This window comes from Pseudomonas kulmbachensis, assembly GCF_963681935.1.
In the GTDB taxonomy this organism is placed as follows: Bacteria; Pseudomonadota; Gammaproteobacteria; order Pseudomonadales; family Pseudomonadaceae; genus Aquipseudomonas; species Aquipseudomonas kulmbachensis.
The window spans coordinates 1,441,580-1,460,482 of record NZ_OY817088.1; the positions used below are offsets into that span (position 1 = coordinate 1,441,580).

The 18,903-nt window shown below is 58.2% G+C and carries 21 protein-coding genes; 20 read left to right on the forward strand and 1 reads right to left on the reverse strand.

Annotated elements, in window-relative coordinates:
* Window positions 1–215 precede the first annotated feature (215 nt).
* Window positions 216–794 (reverse strand): Maf family protein, encoded by a 579-nt coding sequence (locus tag U5A05_RS06710; protein WP_321835982.1) that lies wholly within the window; start codon window positions 792–794, stop codon window positions 216–218.
* A gap of 105 nt (window positions 795–899) precedes the next feature.
* On the opposite strand from U5A05_RS06710, the gene U5A05_RS06715 reads away from it, so the two are divergent.
* The 20 genes from U5A05_RS06715 to araH all read left to right on the forward strand — a co-directional run bounded on the left by U5A05_RS06715 (window position 900) and on the right by araH (window position 18,807).
* Window positions 900–1,427: a YceD family protein gene (locus U5A05_RS06715; protein ID WP_261741348.1), complete on the forward strand. Its 528-nt coding sequence runs from the start codon at window positions 900–902 to the stop codon at window positions 1,425–1,427.
* 13 nt (window positions 1,428–1,440) lie between these two features.
* Window positions 1,441–1,623: a 50S ribosomal protein L32 gene (rpmF, locus tag U5A05_RS06720; protein ID WP_003442519.1), complete on the forward strand. Its 183-nt coding sequence runs from the start codon at window positions 1,441–1,443 to the stop codon at window positions 1,621–1,623.
* Between the two features lie 4 nt (window positions 1,624–1,627).
* Window positions 1,628–2,638 carry a phosphate acyltransferase PlsX gene (gene plsX / locus U5A05_RS06725; protein ID WP_261741349.1) on the forward strand — a complete coding sequence of 337 codons (1,011 nt, stop codon included), beginning with the start codon at window positions 1,628–1,630 and terminating at the stop codon, window positions 2,636–2,638.
* A 126-nt stretch (window positions 2,639–2,764) separates the two neighbouring features.
* Entirely contained in the window at window positions 2,765–3,703 is a 939-nt protein-coding gene (gene fabD / locus U5A05_RS06730; RefSeq protein ID WP_261741350.1) for an ACP S-malonyltransferase, read from the forward strand.
* 16 nt (window positions 3,704–3,719) lie between these two features.
* Complete coding sequence (gene fabG / locus U5A05_RS06735; protein ID WP_261741351.1) at window positions 3,720–4,463, forward strand: 3-oxoacyl-ACP reductase FabG; 744 nt, start codon at window positions 3,720–3,722, stop codon at window positions 4,461–4,463.
* A 191-nt stretch (window positions 4,464–4,654) separates the two neighbouring features.
* Window positions 4,655–4,891, forward strand: coding sequence for an acyl carrier protein (gene acpP / locus U5A05_RS06740; protein WP_016779952.1), 237 nt, complete (start codon window positions 4,655–4,657; stop codon window positions 4,889–4,891).
* Window positions 4,892–5,002: 111 nt separating this feature from the next.
* The gene (gene fabF / locus U5A05_RS06745) at window positions 5,003–6,247 is read left to right on the forward strand and encodes a beta-ketoacyl-ACP synthase II (RefSeq protein WP_261741352.1); all 1,245 of its coding nucleotides are present in this window, start codon (window positions 5,003–5,005) and stop codon (window positions 6,245–6,247) included.
* A complete protein-coding gene (pabC, locus tag U5A05_RS06750) occupies window positions 6,247–7,065 on the forward strand; it encodes an aminodeoxychorismate lyase (RefSeq protein ID WP_261741353.1) in 819 nt (272 codons plus the stop codon). The genes fabF and pabC overlap by 1 nt, the downstream gene beginning before the upstream one ends.
* A gap of 3 nt (window positions 7,066–7,068) precedes the next feature.
* Complete coding sequence (gene mltG, locus U5A05_RS06755) at window positions 7,069–8,163, forward strand: endolytic transglycosylase MltG (RefSeq protein WP_261741354.1); 1,095 nt, start codon at window positions 7,069–7,071, stop codon at window positions 8,161–8,163.
* A gap of 12 nt (window positions 8,164–8,175) precedes the next feature.
* Entirely contained in the window at window positions 8,176–8,808 is a 633-nt protein-coding gene (gene tmk / locus U5A05_RS06760; protein ID WP_261741355.1) for a dTMP kinase, read from the forward strand.
* Window positions 8,801–9,787, forward strand: a complete 987-nt coding sequence (locus U5A05_RS06765; protein WP_321835983.1) for a DNA polymerase III subunit delta' — start codon at window positions 8,801–8,803, stop codon at window positions 9,785–9,787. Before tmk ends, U5A05_RS06765 begins: the two co-directional genes overlap by 8 nt.
* A 32-nt stretch (window positions 9,788–9,819) precedes the next feature.
* Window positions 9,820–10,602 (forward strand): TatD family hydrolase, encoded by a 783-nt coding sequence (locus U5A05_RS06770; RefSeq protein WP_261741357.1) that lies wholly within the window; start codon window positions 9,820–9,822, stop codon window positions 10,600–10,602.
* Window positions 10,603–11,049: 447 nt separating this feature from the next.
* On the forward strand, window positions 11,050–11,700 hold the full coding sequence (locus tag U5A05_RS06775; protein WP_261741358.1) for a TetR/AcrR family transcriptional regulator: 651 nt from the start codon (window positions 11,050–11,052) through the stop codon (window positions 11,698–11,700).
* 115 nt (window positions 11,701–11,815) lie between these two features.
* A complete protein-coding gene (locus U5A05_RS06780; RefSeq protein WP_321835984.1) occupies window positions 11,816–12,784 on the forward strand; it encodes a GTP 3',8-cyclase MoaA in 969 nt (322 codons plus the stop codon).
* Between the two features lie 179 nt (window positions 12,785–12,963).
* Window positions 12,964–13,569: a DUF4823 domain-containing protein gene (locus U5A05_RS06785; protein ID WP_321835985.1), complete on the forward strand. Its 606-nt coding sequence runs from the start codon at window positions 12,964–12,966 to the stop codon at window positions 13,567–13,569.
* Window positions 13,570–13,584: 15 nt separating this feature from the next.
* Window positions 13,585–14,148, forward strand: coding sequence for a DUF1285 domain-containing protein (locus U5A05_RS06790; RefSeq protein WP_261741361.1), 564 nt, complete (start codon window positions 13,585–13,587; stop codon window positions 14,146–14,148).
* Window positions 14,149–14,418: 270 nt separating this feature from the next.
* Window positions 14,419–15,237: an SDR family oxidoreductase gene (locus U5A05_RS06795; protein WP_261741362.1), complete on the forward strand. Its 819-nt coding sequence runs from the start codon at window positions 14,419–14,421 to the stop codon at window positions 15,235–15,237.
* A 60-nt stretch (window positions 15,238–15,297) separates the two neighbouring features.
* A complete protein-coding gene (locus U5A05_RS06800; protein ID WP_321835986.1) occupies window positions 15,298–16,302 on the forward strand; it encodes a substrate-binding domain-containing protein in 1,005 nt (334 codons plus the stop codon).
* 8 nt (window positions 16,303–16,310) lie between these two features.
* Window positions 16,311–17,813, forward strand: a complete 1,503-nt coding sequence (gene araG / locus U5A05_RS06805; RefSeq protein WP_321835987.1) for an L-arabinose ABC transporter ATP-binding protein AraG — start codon at window positions 16,311–16,313, stop codon at window positions 17,811–17,813.
* Between the two features lie 25 nt (window positions 17,814–17,838).
* Window positions 17,839–18,807 carry an L-arabinose ABC transporter permease AraH gene (gene araH / locus U5A05_RS06810; RefSeq protein WP_261741365.1) on the forward strand — a complete coding sequence of 323 codons (969 nt, stop codon included), beginning with the start codon at window positions 17,839–17,841 and terminating at the stop codon, window positions 18,805–18,807.
* Window positions 18,808–18,903 lie beyond the last annotated feature (96 nt).

Below are 18,903 nucleotides of genomic sequence, written 5' to 3' on the forward strand. Positions count from 1 at the left end.
AAACCGGCCTGTGAGAGGGCCGGTTTTTTTATGTGTGGCAAAAAGGTTGGTCGTGTAGCAGCTGCCGTAGGAACGAGGCTGCGTTCGGCGGCGAAGCCGTCGTGAAATCAGCTGGCGCGATGCATCAGTTGAATCGCGATCGCCGGGTTTGCGACGGCTTCGCCGCCGAACGCAGCCTCGTTCCTTCGGCAGCTGCTACGGATATCCTTGTTCATTTAGGGAATATCGACGCCTTCGGCGAGCAGCATGCTTACCAGGCGAATCAGCGGCAGGCCGACCAGGCTGGTTGCGTCATCGCCTTCGGTGCGCTGAAACAGGCTCACGCCCAAACCTTCGGCTTTGAAGCTGCCTGCGCAGTCGTAGGGTTGTTCGGCGAGCAGGTAGCGCTCGATCTGTTCTGTGCTTAGCGTGCGCATGTGTACGGTGAAGGATATGCAGTCGGTCTGGTGGAGGCCGGTATGGCTGTTGAACAGGCACAGGCCGGTAAGGAAGCTGACGCTGTTGCCACTGGCGTTCATCAGTTGCTGGCGCGCCTTGTCGTGGGTATGGGGTTTGCCTATGATCTGTCCGTCGAGAACGGCGACCTGGTCCGAACCAATAATCAGATGATTCGGATGGCTGGCAGAAAGTGCTCGGGCCTTCTCCAGAGACAGGCGCTTGACCAGCTCAATGGCGCTCTCGCCAGGGCGGTGGCTTTCGTCGATATCAGGCGAGCTGCAACTGAAAGGCAGGCGCAGGCGAGCCAGTAAATCGCGGCGATAAACCGAGCTTGAAGCAAGTAATAAAGGCAGCATGCGCGACTCCTGTGGTGGGCCGAAGATTCTAACGGGCGCACGGGATGTCGCACAGGCACAATTTCCTTTGACAGGTGAGGGGGTCGTCCCTAAAATGCTGCGCCTATGTTGAATGACCCGATTCCACCTCACGTTGACCCGCGCAAATTAGCTGATCGTGGCACTACCCTTCAAGGTGAAGTGCTGCTGGCTGATTTGGAGAGACTCTGCGACCCGCTTTCCGATACTCTCGGAACGGTCCAGGCGAAGTTTATTTTTGAACGAGATGAACGTAGATCTGTGGTCATCCACAGCTCTATCGACACCGAGGTCAAAATGGTTTGCCAGCGCTGTCTTGAGCTGGTCACCCTGCCGATCCACAGCGAGTGCAGTTATGCTGTGGTGAAAGAGGGTGCAAATACCCAGTCGTTACCGCAAGGTTATGACGTGCTGGAACTGGGCGAAGATCCTTTGGATCTGCTGGCACTGATCGAGGAAGAGCTTTTGCTTGCCTTGCCCATTGTGCCTGCTCATCATCCGGAAGAATGCCAGCAGCCGGCGGGTCTCGATGAGCCCGAACCGAGCGAGGACGAGGTAACGCGGTCCAACCCGTTCAGTGTATTGGCGCAGTTAAAGCGTGACCCAAACGTTTAGGAGTTAATTAATTATGGCTGTTCAGCAGAACAAAAAATCCCGCTCTGCCCGTGACATGCGTCGTTCGCACGATGCTCTTTCGGCTAGCACTCTGTCTGTAGAAAAAACCACCGGTGAAATTCACCTGCGTCACCACGTATCGCCAGAAGGCGTATACCGTGGTCGTAAAGTGATCGACAAGGGCGCTGACGAGTAATCACTTGTCCGCTCAGGTCATCGCGATCGACGCAATGGGCGGGGACTTCGGTCCCCGCAGCATTGTTCAGGCCTGTATTGCCTGCCTGTCTGCAACTCCCTCGTTACACCTGACCCTCGTCGGTCAACCCTCCGTACTTGAAGCTCTGATCGCCGGCCATTCGGCTGTGGATCGCTCGCGCCTGACAATTACCCCTGCTTCAGAAGTGATTGCCATGAATGAGCGGCCTTCGCATGCCTTGCGCAGCAAGCCGGACTCGTCCATGCGTGTTGCGTTGGAGCTGTTGCGTGATGGCAAGGTGCAAGCTTGTGTGAGCTCCGGTAACACCGGTGCGCTGATGGCGTTGTCCCGGTATGTGCTCAAGACCTTGCCGGGAATTGATCGTCCGGCGATGGTGGCGGCGGTTCCGACCCAGACTGGCTACTGTCAGTTATTGGACTTGGGCGCGAATGTCGATTGCACGGCCGCGCAGTTATTCCAGTTTGCGGTGATGGGGTCTGTGGCGGCGCAGGCGCTGGGTGTTCTGCGTCCGCGGGTTGCCTTGCTCAATATCGGCACCGAAGACGTCAAGGGTAACCAGCAGGTCAAGGAGGCCGCGGCGTTATTGCAGGCAGCGCCGGGGCTGCATTACATCGGTTTTGTCGAGGGCGACGGGGTGTACCGTGGCGAAGCAGATGTGGTGGTGTGCGACGGTTTTGTCGGCAACATCATGCTCAAATCCAGCGAAGGCCTGGCGACGATGATTTCCAGTCGGCTTGAGGCAGTGTTCAGGCGCAACCTGTTCAGTCGCTGCGTGGGGATGCTGGCGTTGCCGTTGATGCGGCGTTTGCAGGCCGACCTTGCTCCGGCGCGGCATAATGGTGCGAGCTTTCTCGGGTTGCAGGGAATTGTGGTCAAGAGTCACGGTTCGGCAGGTGCTCAGGGCTTTCAGAGTGCGATAGAGCGCGCACTGATTGAAATCCATGAAGACCTGCCAAAGCGTTTGTATGGACGCCTGGAAGGGTTGTTACCGTAGGCGTTTTACCGGGCGGGTGCTTAAATGTGACCGCTTGGTCTAATCAGCCATCCAACTGTCAGTTTCTTGCGTCCACCTCGGTAGGACGTCAATTCTCCGACGACAAGATTATTAGGGGCTTGTTACATGTCTACATCCCTCGCATTCGTCTTTCCAGGGCAGGGTTCGCAGTCCCTCGGCATGTTGGCCGAGCTGGGCGCGGAGCATCCGCTGGTCCTGGAAACATTTAAAGAAGCTTCCGATGCTCTGGGTTACGACCTGTGGGCGCTGATCCAGGAAGGTCCTGTAGAGAAGCTGAATCAAACTGATATTACCCAGCCTGCCATTCTCGCTGCCTCGATTGCCCTGTGGCGTCTGTGGTTGGCTGAAGGCGGCAAGCGCCCCGACTTCGTCGCGGGTCACAGCCTGGGCGAGTACAGCGCGCTGGTCGCTGCCGAATGCCTGACATTGGCTGAGGCGGTCAAGCTGGTTGAGCGTCGCGGCCAACTGATGCAAGAAGCGGTGCCGGCCGGGCAGGGTGCCATGGCGGCAATCCTGGGCCTGGAAGATGCTGACGTGCTGGCAGCCTGTGCCGAAGCGGCGCAAGGTGAAGTGGTCAGTGCGGTTAACTTCAACTCGCCGGGTCAGGTCGTGATTGCTGGCTCCAAAGCCGCTGTTGAGCGCGCCATGGAGCTGTGCAAGGCCAAAGGCGCCAAGCGTGCGCTGCCGTTGCCGGTGAGCGTGCCTTCGCACTGCGAGCTGATGCGTCCTGCTGCCGAGCGTTTCGCCGAGTCCATCGAAGCGATTGACTGGAAAATGCCGAGCATTGCGCTGGTGCAGAACGTCAGCGCTGCTGTGGCGGCTGACTTGCCAACCCTCAAGCGCGATTTGCTTGAGCAGCTGTACAAGCCTGTACGCTGGGTTGAGTCGGTGCAAGCATTGGCAGCTGCAGGTCCCGTTGATCTGGTTGAATGCGGCCCGGGTAAAGTCCTGGTGGGCATTAGCAAGCGTTGCGCTGAAGGCGTAACCACTCACAATTTGAACACTCCGGATGCCTTCGCCGCTGCGCGATTGGCTCTGGCCTGAATCAGGAGAAGCCTGCATGAGCTTGCAAGGTAAAGTTGCACTGGTAACGGGCGCTAGCCGTGGCATTGGCCAGGCTATCGCATTGGAGTTGGGTCGTCAGGGCGCCATTGTCATTGGTACTGCGACTTCGGCTGCCGGTGCCGAGCGCATTGCTGCCACCCTGAAAGAAAACGGTGTTCAGGGCACTGGCATGGAACTCAATGTCACCAGCAACGAATCGGTTGCTGCGGTGTTGGCGAGCATTCAGGAACAGTTCGGCGCGCCGGCAATCCTGGTCAATAATGCCGGTATCACCCGCGATAACCTGATGATGCGCATGAAAGATGACGAATGGCATGACGTTATCGATACCAACCTGAACAGTCTGTATCGCCTGTCCAAGGGGGTTTTGCGCGGCATGACCAAGGCCCGTTGGGGACGAATTATCAATATTGGCTCTGTTGTGGGTGCCATGGGCAACGCAGGCCAAGTAAACTACGCCGCCGCCAAGGCAGGTCTTGAAGGTTTCAGCCGTGCGCTGGCACGTGAAGTGGGCTCGCGCTCAATCACTGTCAACTCGGTGGCTCCAGGTTTTATCGATACCGATATGACCCGTGAGTTGCCACAAGCACAGCGTGACGCCTTGCAGACACAGATTCCGCTGGGCCGTTTGGGCCAGGCTCAAGAGATCGCAAACGTGGTCTCTTTCCTGGCATCTGACGGTGCAGCCTACGTGACTGGGGCTACAATCCCAGTCAACGGCGGGATGTACATGAGTTAAATGTGACGGATTGCTTCAAAAAAATGTCATACGAGCTGTCTAAAATCCGTTATAAAGCTGCAATCTATTTATAGGCAGCCGGTTGTTGCGGTGTGAGTGCAAAGCTTTCAGTTGAAAAACTGAAAAGGCTTTCGATACACTTGCCCACTGGCCAGCTGCCTGAATTTGTCCATTAGGAGTGAAAACAAGGTATGAGCACCATCGAAGAGCGCGTCAAGAAAATCGTTGCCGAGCAACTGGGCGTTAAAGAAGAAGAAGTGACCAATGCCGCTTCCTTCGTTGAAGACCTGGGTGCCGACTCCCTTGACACCGTTGAGCTTGTGATGGCTCTGGAAGAGGAATTCGAGACTGAGATTCCTGACGAAGAAGCTGAAAAGATCACTACTGTACAAGCAGCTATCGATTACGTTACTAGCCACCAGGCGTAATAGTTTGTAATCGTTGCTCGCTGTCATGGAAAAACCGCACTGCCGCTCTGGCGTGCGGTTTTTTCTTTAGGTGTGATGCAAAGTGTCGTCAATAGAATAAAGGAGAGTGCTGTGTCGCGTAGACGCGTCGTAGTCACCGGTATGGGGATGTTGTCGCCACTGGGTGCGGATGTACAAACCACCTGGCAAGGCATTCTGGCAGGCCGAAGTGGCATTGGTCTGATCGAACACACGGATCTTTCTGCCTATTCCACCCGTTTTGGCGGCTCGGTACAGGGCTTTAACGTTGAGGATTACCTCTCCGTCAAAGAATCCCGAAAACTTGACCTGTTTATTCAGTACGGTTTGGCAGCTGGGTTTCAGGCTGTGCGTAATTCCGGCCTTGAAGTAACCGACGCCAATCGTGAGCGCATCGGTGTGGCAATGGGTTCGGGTATTGGCGGTTTGACCAATATCGAAGAAACCAGCCGTACCCTGCACGAGCAAGGCCCGCGACGGATTTCTCCGTTTTTCGTGCCCGGCTCGATCATCAATATGATTTCCGGTTTTCTGTCTATCCATCTGGGTACACAGGGGCCTAACTACGCCATTTCGACGGCCTGTACCACGGGCACGCACTGCATCGGTATGGCCGCACGCAACATTGCTTACGGCGAAGCCGATGTAATGATTGCCGGCGGCGCCGAAATGGCTGCCTGTGGTCTGGGCATGGGCGGCTTTGGTGCCTCCCGTGCGCTGTCGACCCGCAACGACGATCCGGCTCGTGCCAGCCGTCCGTGGGACAAGGGCCGTGATGGTTTTGTGTTGTCTGACGGTGCCGGTGCGCTGGTGCTTGAAGAACTTGAGCATGCCAAGGCGCGTGGGGCGACCATCTACGCCGAGTTGATTGGTTTCGGGATGAGCGGTGACGCTTTCCACATGACCTCGCCACCGGCTGATGGTGCGGGCGCTGCTCGCTGCATCACCAATGCATTGCGCGATGCTCAGCTGAACGCTGACCAGGTGCAGTACATCAACGCCCACGGTACTTCGACACCTACCGGTGACCTGGCAGAAGTTGCGGCAATCAAGTCGGTGTTTGGCGATCACGCCTACAAGTTGGCCGTGAGTTCGACCAAGTCCATGACTGGTCACCTGTTGGGTGCGGCGGGCGCGGTTGAGGCGATATTCAGCGTACTGGCAATCAACAGCCAGATCGCTCCGCCGACCATCAACCTCGACGAGCCTGATGAAGGCTGCGATCTGGACTTCGTGCCGCATACCGCGCGCGAAATGCCGATCGACGTGGTGCTGTCCAACTCGTTCGGCTTTGGCGGAACTAACGGTTCGTTGGTTTTCCGTCGGTACGCCGACTGATGCAAAGCTGGGTCGACGGTCAACCGGCGAACGCTCTGGCGTCGCTTAAAGACCGTGGGCTGGCCTACGGCGATGGTCTATTCGAGACCATCGCGGTCAAGGCTGGCGCGCCGTTGTTGCTGGAGCTGCATTTGCAGCGTCTGGCGCAGGGCTGTTCCCGGTTGGCAATTGTTGCGGATCAACCCTTGATCCGCAGCGAATTGCTGGCTTATGCGCAAGCGATGGGCGAGGGCGTCCTCAAGCTCATCCTGACCCGTGGCGACAGCCTGCGTGGTTATGGCGCATCCCCCGAGGCTTTACCTCGAAGAATCCTGCAAGCCAGTCCGGCTGCTGCTTACCCTGAGGCCTATGCGCTGCAAGGTATTGCGCTATTTGACTGTGCCACCCGTTTGGCCGAGCAACCGCTGTTGGCGGGGCTCAAACATCTCAATCGACTCGAACAGGTAATAGCGCGCTCCGAATGGCAAGACCCGGCCTACGCCGAGGGCTTGATGCGCGACACCTCGGGACGGGTGATCGAAGGTGTATTCAGTAATTTGTTTATGGTGCGCGACGGGGCTCTGCTGACCGCCGACCTGCACCGCTGTGGCGTGGCAGGCGTGATGCGGGCCGCACTGCTGGCCGAGGCCGAGCGTCTGGGCATCCCTTGTCATGTCACTGACATCAGCCTTGCGCAACTGCAGCAGGCCGATGAAATCTTCCTCTGTAACAGCGTGTATGGCGTTTGGCCCGTACGTGCATATGCAGACCTGAGCTGGCCGGTGGGGCCACTCACCCGTAAACTGCAAGGCATTGCTCGCACCCTATTGGATGTTTGATTCGTGAAACGTAAATTCTTGGTGCTGCTGGAGACAGGTCTGGTGCTGGCGGGCTTGTTGCTGGGCGCTAGCGCCTGGAAGCTCAATTCGGCGCTGGAACAACCGCTCAACCTGACGCAGGAACAATTACTCGACGTACCGGCAGGCGCCACGCCGACCGGCACGTTCAATCGTCTGGAAGCTGACGACACCCTGCGCGATGCCTTTTGGTTGCGCTTGTACTGGCGCTTCAACCTCGAAGGCCAGCCCTTGCACAGCGGCGAATACCGCATGACCCCGGGCATGACGGCCCAGGACCTGATCGGCCTGTGGCAGCGTGGTGAAGTGGTGCAATACAGTCTGACTCTGGTTGAAGGCTGGAACTTTCGCCAGGTGCGCAGCGCTTTGGCCAAGCATGAAAAAATCGAGCAGACCCTCGACGGCCTGAGCGATAGCGAAGTCATGGCGAAACTGGGTCATGGTGGCGAATTCCCTGAAGGTCGATTCTTTCCTGACACCTATCGCTTTGTGCGCGGCATGACCGATGCCCAACTGCTGGAAAAAGCCTACGACCGTCTGGATAAAGTGCTGGCCCAGGAATGGGCGCAGCGTGACCCGGATGTGCCCTATGCCAATCCTTATCAGGCGCTGATCATGGCTTCCCTGGTAGAAAAGGAAACTGGAGTGCCGCAAGAGCGTGGGCAAATTGCCGGGGTTTTTGTGCGCCGGATGAAAATCGGCATGCCGCTGCAAACCGATCCTACGGTGATCTATGGTCTGGGCGAACGTTACAACGGCAAGCTGACCCGAGCTCATTTGCGCGAGCCGACGCCGTACAACACCTACACCATTCCCGGCCTGCCGCCGACACCGATTGCGATGGTCGGACGTGAAGCCATTCATGCCGCCTTGCACCCGGTCGGGGGCACCAGCTTGTACTTTGTGGCCAAGGGCGATGGTAGCCATACGTTTTCCGATGACCTGGATGCGCACAACAATGCGGTGCGCGAATTCCAGATCAAGCGTCGGGCCGATTACCGTTCGAGCCCTGCGCCGACCCCTGCGCCCGAACCGGCGAGCACCCCGGTCGAGCCGCAAGGCCCGAAAGACACTGATTAAGGATTGCTGCCTGTGACTGGCTTGTTTATTACCCTGGAAGGCCCCGAAGGCGCGGGCAAAAGTACCAACCGTGAATACCTGGCAGAGCGTTTGCGCGCCGAAGGTATCGACGTGGTGCTGACCCGTGAACCTGGCGGCACGCCGTTGGCAGAGCGTATCCGCGAACTGCTGCTGACGCCCAGTGATGACGCCATGTGCGCCGATACCGAGCTGTTGCTGGTATTCGCAGCCCGTGCCCAGCATCTGGCCGAAGTCATTCGTCCGGCTTTGCAGCGTGGGGCGGTGGTGCTATGTGATCGCTTTACCGATGCCACGTACGCCTATCAGGGCGGCGGTCGGGGCTTGTCGCATGAACGCATCGCGACCCTTGAAACCTTTGTTCAAGGGTCGTTGCGGCCTGATCTGACCCTGGTGTTTGATCTGCCGATTGAGGTCGGTATGGCCCGGGCCAGTGCGCGTGGACGACTGGATCGCTTTGAGCAGGAAGGTCGCACGTTCTTCGATGCGGTGCGCAGCACCTATCTCGGCCGTGCCGCTGTAGAACCTGCACGCTATCGCCTGATTGATGCCGCGCAAACCCTGGCGCAGGTGCAGGGACAGCTGGATGCCTTGTTGCCAGAACTGCTGGGCATGCACCGTGGCTGAGGCCTATCCGTGGCAAGACAACCTGTGGCAGCACATGGCGGGGCGCGCGCAACATGCTCACGCCTATTTGCTGCACGGGCCTGCGGGCATTGGTAAGCGGGCGCTGGCCGAGCGGCTGATGGCCAGCCTGCTGTGTAAACAGCCGGTCGGGCTTGAAGCCTGTGGCGCGTGCAAGTCCTGTTCGTTGTTGGCGGCCGGGAGCCATCCCGACAACTACATTCTTGAGCCGGAAGAGGCGGACAAGGCGATCAAGGTCGATCAGGTGCGCGATCTGGTCAGCTTTGTGGTGCAGACCGCCCAATTGGGCGGGCGCAAGGTGGTGCTGGTCGAGCCGGTGGAGTCGATGAACATCAACGCCGCCAACGCCTTGCTCAAAAGCCTTGAAGAGCCATCGGGCAACACCATCTTGCTGTTGGTCAGCCACCAGTCCAGCCGATTGCTGCCGACCATTCGCAGCCGTTGCGTGCAGCAGGCTTGCCCGCTGCCGAGCCGGGAGTTGAGCCTCGAATGGCTGGCCAAGGCGCTGCCTGACAGCAGTGATGCCGAGCGGGTTGAGTTATTGACCCTTGCCGCCGGTTCGCCGCTGGCGGCGGTCAAGTTGCAGGCCCAGGGTGTTCGCGAGCAGCGTGCAGCGGTGGTGGACGGGGTTAAAAAGTTGCTCAAGCGCGAGCTGTCGGCCAGTCAATTGGCTGAAAGCTGGAAAGCTATCCCGCTGCTGTTGTTGTTTGACTGGTTTTGCGACTGGTCGAACCTGATCCTGCGTTATCAACTGACTCAGGACGAAAGCGGTCTGGGGCTTGAGGATATGCGCAAAGTGCTGCAATACCTGGCGCAGAAGACCCCGCAGGACAAGGTTCTGAGCATTCAGGACTGGATTCTTGCCCAGCGCCAAAAAGTGCTGAGCAAGGCCAACCTTAATCGTGATCTGTTGATCGAAGCGTTACTGGTGCAGTGGGCTGGCCTGCCCGGCCAGCGCTGATTTGACTGAATTGATAAACAGGTAATTTTTGTATGCTGGTTGACTCCCATTGCCATCTCGATCGTCTTGATCTGAGCGCCCATGACGGCTCGCTGGACGCCGCCCTTGAAGCTGCGCGCCAGCGTGGTGTCGGGCATTTCCTGTGTATCGGGGTAAGTGCCGACAACGCGGCCGATGTCAAAGCCCTGACCGATCGGTATGCCGATGTAGATTGTTCGGTGGGCGTCCACCCGCTGGATGTCCAGCCGGGTGCGGCGCCAGCGCTGGACTGGCTGCTGGGCGAGTTGAATCACCCACGGGTGGTGGCGATTGGCGAGACGGGACTGGACTACCACTACGAGCCCGAAGCTGGCGAGTTGCAGCAATTGTCGTTTCGGGTGCATCTGGAGGCGGCTCAACAGACCGGCAAGCCGGTAGTGATTCATACCCGTGGTGCTCGCGCCGATACACTGACCATGCTGCGTGAGGCGGCATTGCCCCAAGCCGGTGTGCTGCACTGCTTCACTGAAGACTGGGACATGGCCAAGGCCGCGCTGGACATGGGCTATTACATCTCGTTGTCGGGGATCGTAACCTTCCGCAACGCCGACGCCCTGCGCGATGTGGCCCGTCAGGTGCCCGCCGATCGCTTGCTGGTCGAGACCGATTCGCCTTACCTGGCCCCGATTCCGTATCGTGGCAAACCGAACCTGCCGCAGTACGTACGTGAAGTGGCCGAGTTTCTGGCTATGTTGCGCGGTGAGTCCTACGAACGTTTTGCCGAGCAGACTACAGAAAACTTCAAGCGCCTGTTTCCGCTGGCACGAGTCGGATAATTCTGTAGCCGCTGCCGCAGGCTGCGACAAGGGCCGCAGGACCTTCGCTAATGGCGGCCCCCCTGCGGGCCCGATCGCAGCCGGCGGCAGCGGCTACATTTAAGGCATGCGGCATATTTTTAAAGCAAAAAAAACCCGGGCTCTGGGGAATCCGGGTTAAGACCATTAGGAGTAAAACAGTGGCACGCACTCCGTTGGTGCCAATATCGGCGAAACACTTTGGGGGGGATGTTGCGCCGACATGTTAAGTATTGGTCAGCTTTGTCGAACGTCCAGTCAGGATTGATCGTTTTTTAAACAGATTTGGAATACCCGAGCTTCGCTTGAGTGCTCACTTTCCCTTGGGTAAATCGTTTGAACGTATCGATATGCAGGATGATCCGTGCAATTTAGCGTGACTAATGCATAATACTCCGCTTCTATTTTGACCCAAACAGACCTTTTCTTATGCACAAAGAACCCCGTAAGGTCCGTGAGTTTCGTCGCCGCGAGCAGGAAATTCTCGATACCGCGCTCAAGCTGTTCCTCGACCTGGGTGAAGACAGTGTCACCGTCGAGATGATTGCTGATGCCGTAGGTATCGGCAAAGGCACGATCTACAAGCACTTCAAGTCCAAGGCCGAGATTTACCTGCGCCTGATGCTCGACTACGAGCGTGATTTGAATGAGCTGCTGCATTCTGCTGATGTGGATAAAGACAAAGAGGCGCTGTCGCGTGCCTACTTTGAATTTCGCATGCGTGACCCGCAGCGCTACCGGTTGTTTGATCGCCTTGAAGAAAAGGTCGTCAAGGGCAATCAGGTGCCTGAACTGGTCGAAGAACTGCACAAGATTCGCGCATCCAACTTTGAGCGCCTGACCCTGCTGATCAAGGGTCGTATCAGCGAAGGCAAGCTTGAAGACGTACCGCCTTACTTCCATTACTGTGCGGCCTGGGCTCTGGTGCACGGCGCGGTGGCGCTGTATCACTCGCCGTTCTGGAGCAATGTGCTGGAAGATCAGGAAGGCTTTTTCCAGTTCCTGATGGATATCGGCGTGCGCATGGGCAACAAGCGCAAGCGTGACCCTGAGACCCCGGCTGTAGAGTCAGGGCAGTAAGCATTTCCTTCATGGCTTATGGCCTTGAAGCTTATACTCAGGCTTGGGTCTTGCTAAAACTTGATTTATGAGTCAGGTTTTGGCGCGCCCCATTTTCCCCGTGCCGGAGTCATCCATGATCGTTGATCGCCAAGGCAGACGTTTTCGCAATTTGCGTCTTAGTCTGACCTCTGCCTGCAACTATGCCTGCACCTACTGTGTGCCCAACGGCAAGCGGCTGGTTGCAGCGCAGGATGAGCTGTCGGCCGAAGCGATGGTGCGCGGGGTGGCCTATCTGATTGAGGCCGCAGGCATTGAACGCTTGCGTATCACCGGGGGTGAACCGCTGGTCAGCCCCAAGCTTGAAACCTTTATGCGCGAAGTCGGGCGGTTGGGTTTGAGCGATATCAGCCTGACGACCAATGGCCAATTACTTGCGCGCAAATTGCCGCTGTTGCTGGACGCGGGTATTCGTCGCATCAACGTCTCCCTCGATACGCTTGATGCTGACGCATTTCGCCGTATTGCTCGGGGTGGCGACCTGCCAACCGTGCTCGACGGCATGCAGCAGGCCGGTGACGCGGGGATCAAGATCAAGGTCAATATGGTTCCCTTGCGCGGACAGAACCTGGATCAGGTCATGCCGCTGCTGGAGTATTGCCTGGAGCGCGGCTATGAACTGCGCTTTATCGAACTGATGCGCATGGGGCATCTGGCCAGTGATGGCAATGCCTTCCTGCAACAGTTTGTCAGCCTGCAACAGCTGTTGGCGCTGATTGGCGAGCGCTACGAGTACTTGCAGGCCGATGCGCCAATTGATGCCACGGCGGTGCGCTACCAGATCCCAGGTCAGGGTTATTTTGGGGTAATTGCCAACGAAAGCGTGCCCTTCTGCCGAACCTGCTCGCGTTTGCGCCTGTCTTCCACGGGATGGCTGCATGGTTGCCTGTCGTCGAGCAATCGCCACTATGTTGGCGACCTGCTGAACAAGCCGCGCCACCAGGCCCTGCCTGCGCTGCAAGGCTTGCTGATGAAAGCCCTGGGCGACAAGCAGGAAGTCGCTTTCTCTGGCGGCGCCACCGTGATGAAGATCATCGGCGGCTAAAGTACTCGCGGCGGCAGAGATACATCAAATGTGGGAGCGAGCCTGCTCGCGAAGATCATTCGCGAGCAGGCTCGCTCCCACAGGGGCTTGACCTATCTACTGTTCCGCTAAAACTGGCGCGCAATCTGCATCACGCGACTATTCGCCGGTTTTCTGTCACCGGCCATCGGGAGAGCGGGATGCGTGGTCTGATTATTTGGCTGGCTTTTTTGGCACTGGGCGGCTGCATGACGGTCAGCGATCTGGGCGAAGGTGCGCGCTATCAGATGAGTGACGCGGGCCTGCTTGATCACAGCAACACTCGGCGCAGCAACTCGCTGCGCATCCAGCCGGATTCCTTTATCTACATCGCCCAAGGGGCATTTGCTCCGGTCGGTGATCCCAATGTGCGGCCCAATGTGGTGGCTGAAGAAGCCTATAACGGCTTTGTCGAATACTTCCCGATGGTGCGCCGTGCCAAGCAGCCGTTGGGGCTCGACCAGGCAATGACCGAGGCCCGCAGCTTTGGCGCACACTATTTGCTGTACACCCGCTTTGCCCGGGCGGACGACCGGATCGGCAACAGCGATGAATGGCTCGACCAGGAAGAAATCAGCCGTCTGGGAATCGACAGTGGGGTGATCCAGGTGATGCTGATCGAGACCAGTACCCAGTATCTGATCGACACTGCCACCATTCGCAGTCGCGGTGGTTTGCTGACGTTCCATGACAACAAGCCCGCCGACCTGATCGGCCCGCCGCTCGCCAAGTACGCCCGCAGCTTGATAGGCTTGAGCGATCAATAAGTCGAGGAGAGCACCATGAGTGAGCCGGTAGACGTCAGCAATTTGTTGGCGCAAATCCCCAGGGCCGACAAGGGCCTGCCACCCGTTCATTTGTGGGATACCGCGTTTTGCGGTGACATCGACATGCGCATCGCCCGCGATGGCACCTGGTACTACATGGGCACGCCGATTGGTCGCAAGCCCATGGTCAAACTGTTCTCGACCATCATTCGCCGCGACGGCGATGATTATTTCCTGATCACTCCGGTAGAGAAGGTCGGCATCAAAGTCGATGACGCGCCCTTTGTCGCGGTTGCCCTGGATGTGGACGGTGAGGGTGAGCAACAAGTCCTGCGCTTTACCACTAATGTCGACGAGTCGATCAGTGCCGGCAGCGAGCACCCGCTGCGGATTGTCATCGACCCCGTTACTCAGGAACCCGCGCCCTACCTGCACGTGCGGCGCAATCTCGAAGCCCTGATCCATCGCAATGTGTTCTACCAACTGGTCGAGCTGGCGGTGGTGCGCGAAGTCGACGGGCAAAACTGGCTGGGTGTCTGGAGCGCAGGCGAGTTTTTCACCATCGGGCTTGAGCCCTGAACCAGTCGGTTGTACCCGACTCGCAATAAAATCCCTCAATATGGGATGTAAAATTATATATTGAGATTTAATTCTCCCTGGGTTTATAGTCGGCCTCAGCTCTACGCACTCACACTTAAAAAAACAAAACAGGTGAAGTGATGCCGAACTATCCCAGGGTGCTTCTGCGCGCAGGCGCGTCTGCACGTCCTACCCGATCCCCCATGTTTTTTAACCGGTCATCGACAGATGCCCGGTTTTCGTCGTGCCTGTTCCCAGGAGTCCTGATCAATGGCTGAAGCTCTATCCTTGCCGCCGGTTGCCGAGCCGCCCCGTGGCGAACGCCTGAAGAACAAAGTGGTCGTCTTGACTGGCGCCGCTCAGGGCATTGGCGAAGCCATAGTCGCCAGTTTTGTGTCGCAGCAGGCAAAACTGGTCATTAGTGATATTCAGACCGAGAAGGTGGAAAAGGTCGCTGCCCATTGGCGTGAACTAGGGGGTGACGTGCAGGCGATCCGCGCCGACGTGTCCTGTCAGGCAGACCTGCATGCGATGGTGGCGCTGGCGCTGGAACTGCATGGCCGGGTCGATGTGCTGGTCAACTGCGCCGGGGTCAACGTGTTCCGTGATCCGTTGCAGATGACAGAGGAAGACTGGCGTCGCTGTTTCGCCATCGACCTGGACGGTGCCTGGTATGGCTGCAAGGCGGTACTGCCACAGATGATCGAGCAGGGCGTGGGCAGCATCATCAACATCGCCTCCACCCATTCCAGCAACATCATTCCCGGCTGCTTTCCGTATCCGGTGGCCAAACACGGCCTGCTCGGCCTGACCCGTGCCTTGGGCATCGAATACGCGCCCAAGGGCATCCGGGTCAACGCTATCGCGCCGGGCTATATCGAGACTCAACTCAACGTTGACTATTGGAACGGTTTCGCCGACCCGCACGCCGAGCGTCAGCGCGCCCTCGATCTGCACCCACCGCGCCGCATCGGCCAGCCGCTGGAAGTGGCAATGACCGCCGTGTTCCTGGCCAGCGATGAAGCGCCGTTTATCAACGCCTCGTGTATCACCATCGATGGTGGGCGTTCAGTGCTGTACCACGATTGAACCTGTGCCTGGACGAAGCAGGCTCTCAAACACTTCAAAAACAATAACAAGGGGTTTGCCATGAAATTGCGTCCCGTTATCCGTTCCCTGTGTTGTGCAGCATTGGCCGTCAGTGCCATCGGCCTGAGTAGTGCGCTGCTGGCCGCCGAGCAAGTCAAGATCGGCTTTTTGGTCAAGCAGGCTGAAGAGCCTTGGTTCCAGACCGAATGGGCGTTTGCTGAAAAAGCCGCCAAGGACAAAGGCTTCACCCTGATTAAAATTGCCGTACCGGATGGCGAGAAAACCCTGTCGGCCATCGACAGCTTGGCCGCCAACGGCGCGCAGGGTTTTGTGATCTGCCCGCCGGATGTGGGGCTCGGTCCTGCGATCATGGCCAAGGCCAAACTTAACGGCCTGAAAGTGATTGCCGTGGATGACCGCTTTGTCGATGCCAGCGGCAAGTTTATGGAGGATGTGCCGTACCTGGGCATGGCGGCGTTCGAAGTCGGCGAGAAACAGGGCAGTGCGATGGTCGCTGAAGCGAAAAAGCGCAACTGGGACTGGAAAGACACTTACGCCGTCATCAACACCTTTAACGAACTGGATACCGGCAAAAAGCGCACCGATGGCTCGGTCAAATCCTTGAAGGCCGCGGGCCTGCCAGACGATCACATTCTGTACTCCGCGCTTAAAACCCTCGATGTGCCTGGCAGCATGGACGCCACCAACTCGGCGCTGGTCAAACTGCCCGTCGCGGCGAAGAACCTGATTATCGGCGGGATGAACGACAGCACCGTGCTCGGTGGCGTGCGCGCCACGGAAAGTGCCGGTTTTGCGCCAGCGAATGTGATCGGTATTGGCATTAATGGCACTGACGCCATTGGCGAACTGAAAAAGGCCAACAGCGGCTTCTTCGGCTCAATGCTGCCCAGCCCGCATATCGAAGGCTACAAGACCGCGACCATGATGTTTGAGTGGATCACCGAGGGCAAAGAGCCGCCGCTGTACACCGCAATGGATGAGGTGACGCTGATCACCCGAGACAACTTCCAGGAAGAGCTGACCAAGATTGGTCTGTGGAATTGAACTCGTTAATGAGCAGTACCGCCAGCCTGCAGTTCAGCGGGATAGGCAAACAGTTTCCCGGGGTGCAGGCGCTGGCCGATATCAGCTTCATAGCCCATCCGGGGCAGGTGCATGCGCTGATGGGCGAAAACGGCGCGGGTAAATCCACGCTGTTAAAGATACTCGGTGGGGCATATCAGCCCAGCAGCGGCCATTTGCAGATCGGTGAACAGTCGCTGACCTTCAAGTCCACGGCTGAAAGCATCGCCAGCGGGGTGGCGGTGATCCACCAGGAGCTGCATCTGGTGCCGGAAATGACCGTGGCCGAGAATCTGTTCCTGGGGCATTTGCCTGCGCGTTTTGGCCTGATCAACCGCCGCGTACTGCGCCAGCAAGCGCTGGACTTGCTCAAGGGCCTGGCCGACGAAATCGACCCGCAGGAAAAGGTCGCGCGCTTGTCGCTGGGCCAGCGCCAATTGATCGAAATCGCCAAGGCGCTGTCCCGTGGCGCCCATGTAATTGCTTTCGATGAACCGACCAGCAGCCTCTCGGCGCGCGAGATCGATCGGCTGATGGCGATCATTACCCGTCTGCGCGACGAGGGCAAAGTGGTGCTCTACGTGTCCCATCGCATGGAAGAGGTGTTCCGTATTTGCGATGCGGTCACGGTGTTCAAGGACGGTCGTTACGTGCGCACTTTCGAGCAAATGAGTGACTTGAGCCACGACCAGTTGGTGACCTGCATGGTGGGGCGCGATATTCAGGATATTTATGACTACCGGCCGCGTGAGCACGGCGAGGTGGCGCTCAAGGTGCAGGGGCTGCTCGGCCCTGGGTTGCGCGAGCCAGTGAGTTTCGAGGTGCGCAAGGGCGAGATTCTGGGCCTGTTCGGGCTGGTGGGGGCAGGGCGTACCGAGTTGTTGCGCCTGCTCAGCGGGCTGACCCCTTGCCGCGCCGGAAGTCTTGAACTGCAAGGCCGCGAACTGAGGCTGCGCTCACCCCGCGATGCAATTGATGCGGGGGTACTGTTGTGCCCGGAAGACCGCAAAAAGGAGGGCATCATCCCGCTCGCCAGCGTCGCGGAGAACATCAATATCAGCGCCAGGGGCGCGCACTCGAGTCTGGGTTGCCTGCTGCGCGGAGGGTGGGAGCGCAGCAATGCCGACAAGCAGATCAAGGCGCTGAAAGTCAAAACCCCAAGCGCAGCGCAGAAAATCATGTACCTGTCCGGCGGCAATCAACAGAAGGCCATTCTCGGCCGCTGGTTGTCGATGCCCATGAAAGTGCTGCTGCTCGACGAGCCGACGCGGGGCATTGATATCGGCGCCAAGGCCGAGATCTACCAAATCATCCATGCCCTGGCAGTCAGCGGTATTGCGGTGATTGTGGTGTCCAGCGACCTGATGGAAGTGATGGGCATCAGCGACCGCATTCTGGTGCTGTGTGAAGGTCGGGTATGCGGCGAACTGCCTCGCGACCAGGCTAATGAATCCAACTTGTTGCAAATGGCCTTGCCAGGCCGGCGCGGCTGAAGGCGTGATCCACTGAGAGGTTTTTATGACAATGCAAAATACGTCACTGCCCGCTGCGCGCAAACCCTTGGATCTGCGACGCTTTCTCGATGACTGGGTAATGTTGCTGGCGGCGCTGGCGATCTTCCTGCTGTGCACCTTGCTGATCGACAACTTCCTGTCGCCGTTGAACATGCGCGGCCTGGGGCTGGCGATTTCCACCACCGGGATTGCCGCCTGCACCATGCTCTATTGTCTGGCGTCGGGGCATTTCGACTTGTCAGTAGGCTCGGTAATCGCCTGTTCCGGGGTCGTGGCGGCGGTGGTCATGCGTGACACCGACAGCGTGTTTCTGGGCGTTAGTGCAGCGTTGGGCATGGGGCTGATTGTCGGCCTGGTCAACGGCATCGTGATCGCCAAATTGCGGGTCAATGCATTGATCACCACGCTGGCGACCATGCAAATCGTGCGTGGCCTGGCGTATATCTTCGCCAACGGCAAGGCGGTCGGGGTGTCCCAGGAGTCGTTCTTCGTCTTCGGCAACGGTCAGTTGTTTGGCGTGCCGGTGCCGATCCTGATCACCATTGTGTGCTTCCTGTTTTTTGGCTGGCTGCTGAACTACACCACCTATGGTCGCAACACCATGGCCATTGGCGGCAACCCGGAAGCGGCGTTGCTGGCGGGAGTCAATGTCGACCGAACCAAAATCATCATCTTCGCCGTACACGGGCTGATCGGTGCGCTGGCGGGGGTGATCCTCGCATCGCGCATGACCTCGGGCCAGCCGATGATTGGGCAGGGCTTCGAACTGACCGTGATCTCGGCCTGCGTATTGGGCGGAGTGTCGCTGAGCGGCGGGGTTGGGATGATCCGGCACGTGATTGCGGGGGTGTTGATCCTGGCCATTATCGAAAATGCGATGAACCTCAAGAACATCGACACCTTCTACCAGTACGTGATCCGCGGTTCGATCCTGCTGCTGGCGGTGGTGATCGACCGGTTGAAACAACGCTGATAGCTCAGGGGGCGGCGGCTTGCTCCCAATGCGGGCTACTCGGTGCATTTGCCTGATCGCGGTGATTCTATCGCGATCAGACAAAAGCTTGAATCC